The organism is Candidatus Caldatribacterium sp., from assembly GCA_014359405.1.
GTDB classification, from domain to species: domain Bacteria; phylum Atribacterota; class Atribacteria; order Atribacterales; family Caldatribacteriaceae; genus Caldatribacterium; species Caldatribacterium oleiphilum.
Genome location: JACIZN010000167.1, coordinates 1 through 2,884, shown reverse-complemented (window position 1 = coordinate 2,884; position 2,884 = coordinate 1). Strand labels below are relative to the sequence as shown.

At 52.2% G+C, this 2,884-nt stretch carries 1 protein-coding gene; it reads left to right on the top strand.

Annotated elements, in window-relative coordinates; genetic code table 11:
• Positions 1-248: 248 nt before the first annotated feature.
• On the top strand, positions 249-2,884 hold a 2,636-nt coding region (gene rpoB / locus H5U36_09880), incomplete at its 3' end, for a DNA-directed RNA polymerase subunit beta (protein ID MBC7218414.1).

The following is a 2,884-nucleotide window of genomic DNA, read 5'->3' as shown; positions in this document are numbered from 1 at the left end:
CTCCCAGAACTTGCTCCAATACCCGGATACGATTGAGTTCCGTCTGTGACAAAGTGATCCTCTCCCTGTTCATACTGACATTTTCACAGATGGATTTCACCTGACAATATCACAGACGGATCACAAATTTTGCTCTTCCTATTGACACAAGAAAGAGAATCTTCTACAATGACCAATTGTCGGTTTTTGGCGGTGGTAAGCTCTTCTCTGCATTGTGAATTGAAAATCCCCCAAAGGTGGTGTGATCAGTGGGCGTTGGTTACATCAAACGGCAGAGTTTTGCCAAAATCCCCCCGTGTGCTGAGCTACCAAACTTCATAGAAGTTCAGAAGAAGTCCTTTGAATGGTTTCTCCAGAAGGATGTGCCGCCTGAGAAGCGGAAGCGCCAGGGATTGCAGGAAGTCTTTCTCGAAATTTTTCCCATTCAGGATTTCACGGGGAAGTTCGTTCTTGAGTTCTTAGGGTATCGTCTTGAGGAGCCTCCTTTGACGGTACGGGAGGCGAAAGAAAAGGGAAGAACGTATGCTGCACCGCTTTATGTCCGTGTTCGCCTCATTGATCAGCATACCAACGAGATTAAAGAGCAGGACGTCTACATGGGGGACCTTCCCCTTATGACCGACAAGGGGACATTTGTGGTCAATGGAGCAGAGAGAGTCGTCGTCACCCAGCTTGTTCGCTCTCCAGGAATTTTCTTTTCCCGAGAGGTAACTCCTACAGGAAGGGTTGAGTACGGCTTCAAAATCATCCCCAATCGGGGGGCTTGGCTTGAGTTTGGCATTGATCCCGGCGATATTCTCTTTGTGAGGGTCGACAGACGCAGAAAGATTAACGCCTGTACTCTTGTGCGAGCCTTGGGGTACGATTCAAGCGAGGAGATCCTTGCCCTTTTCGATTACCATCCCTACATTCGAAGGACTTTGGAGCGGGATCCTTCGACGACAACAAAAGAAGCCATCGTGGAAATATTCCGTCGTCTGCGGCCGAGCGAACCTCCTACTGAGGAGAATACGCGGGACTTCATCAAGTACCTTTTCTTCAATCCACGCCACTACGATCTTGGGGAAGTCGGTCGGTACAAGATTAATAATAAGTTGAAGTTCGAGGAGCGCATCGTTCGGGTGGAAGAGCTTGCCGCGGCAGAGGATATCATTATCGACCTCAAAGAGAAGCGTTGTATTAGGAACCTCGAAAGCCTTGGCGAGCACTTCGATTCTGAGAGGTATCGGGTTGTCCTGCGGGCTGGGGACCGCATTAGCCGGAAGATAGCCCAAGAGATTGAGCAGTTGAACGAAGAATACCCCATTGAGTACGTTACCGTTTTCAACAGTGACAACCTCCCTGTCAAGGTGTACATAGAAACCAACGACACTCTTGAGGTTCTCTCAGATGACCTTGAGGGCCGAGTGCTGAGTAGAGATGTTGTGGACCCAGAAACAGGCCGAGTTCTTGTCCCCAAGGGGACTGTTTTGACCTTTGAGGTTATCCGGGATCTTCGGGAGCTTGGTATTACCAGGGTCAGGGTTGAGAAAGGACGCACGCTTGCCCCTGAAGATGTAGTGGGGGGTATCCGATACCTCCTGAACCTCATCGATGGTATCGGGTACAGTGACGACATCGACCATTTGGGGAACCGTCGGGCCAGACTCGTAGGCGAACTCTTGCAGAACCAGTTCCGTACTGGACTTCTGCGGGTGGAGAAGGTGATCCGGGAGCGTATGACCATTCAGCCGGATACCGAATCCCCAACGCCTCAAAGCCTCATCAATGTCCGTCCGGTCATTGCTGCGCTTCGGGAGTTTCTGGGAAGCAGTCCTCTCTCGCAGTTCATGGACCAGGTGAACCCCCTTTCTGAGCTCACCCACAAACGTCGATTGAGCGCTCTGGGTCCGGGGGGCTTGAGCCGAGAGCGAGCAGGTTTTGAGGTTCGAGACGTGCATTACACCCACTACGGTCGTATGTGTCCTATTGAGACACCGGAGGGGCCGAACATCGGTCTCATCACTTCCCTGTGCATCTATGGACGGGTAAACGAGTACGGCTTCATTGAGACTCCGTACCGGAGAGTTGTAGATGGCAAGGTGACCAATGAAATCGTCTACCTGACGGCAGATGAAGAGGACCGGTACCACATTGCTCCTGCGGACACAAAGCTCCGGGAGGATGGTTCCATAGCCTCTGATTCTGTGGTGGTTCGTTTCCGGGGAAAAATCGTTGAGGTTCCCAGAAACCGGGTGGACTTTATGGACGTTTCTCCCCAGCAGATTCTGAGTGCTTCGGCATCGCTCATTCCCTTCTTGGAGCACAATGACGCCAACCGGGCCCTCATGGGGGCAAACATGCAGCGACAGGCTGTGCCTCTCCTTGTTTCCCAGCCCCCGTACGTTGGAACGGGAATAGAGTACAAGGTTGCCCAGGATTCGGGAGCCACCATTACTGCCCGGAGAGCTGGCCGGGTCGTCTGGGCAGATTCGGTTCGCATCGAAATCGAAGCCGAAGACGGTACGAGGGATGTGTACTACCTCGACAAGTTCCAGCGCTCAAACCAGAGTACCTGCATGAATCACAAGCCTATTGTCCGCAAGGGAGACTACGTTGAAGAGAACCAGATCATTGCCGACGGTCCGTGTACTTCCATGGGCGAAATTTCTCTTGGTCGGAATGTCCTTGTTGCCTTCATGCCCTGGGAGGGAGAAAACTTCGAGGACGCCATAGTGATCAGCGAGCGCCTCGTTAAGGAGGATATCTTTACCTCCATTCACATCGAGGAGTACGAGGTTGAGGCGCGGGATACAAAGCTTGGTCCGGAGGAGATTACCCGGGATATTCCTAACCTCGGGGAGGAGGCCCTCCGCAATCTCGACGAAGACGGAATCATTCGTAT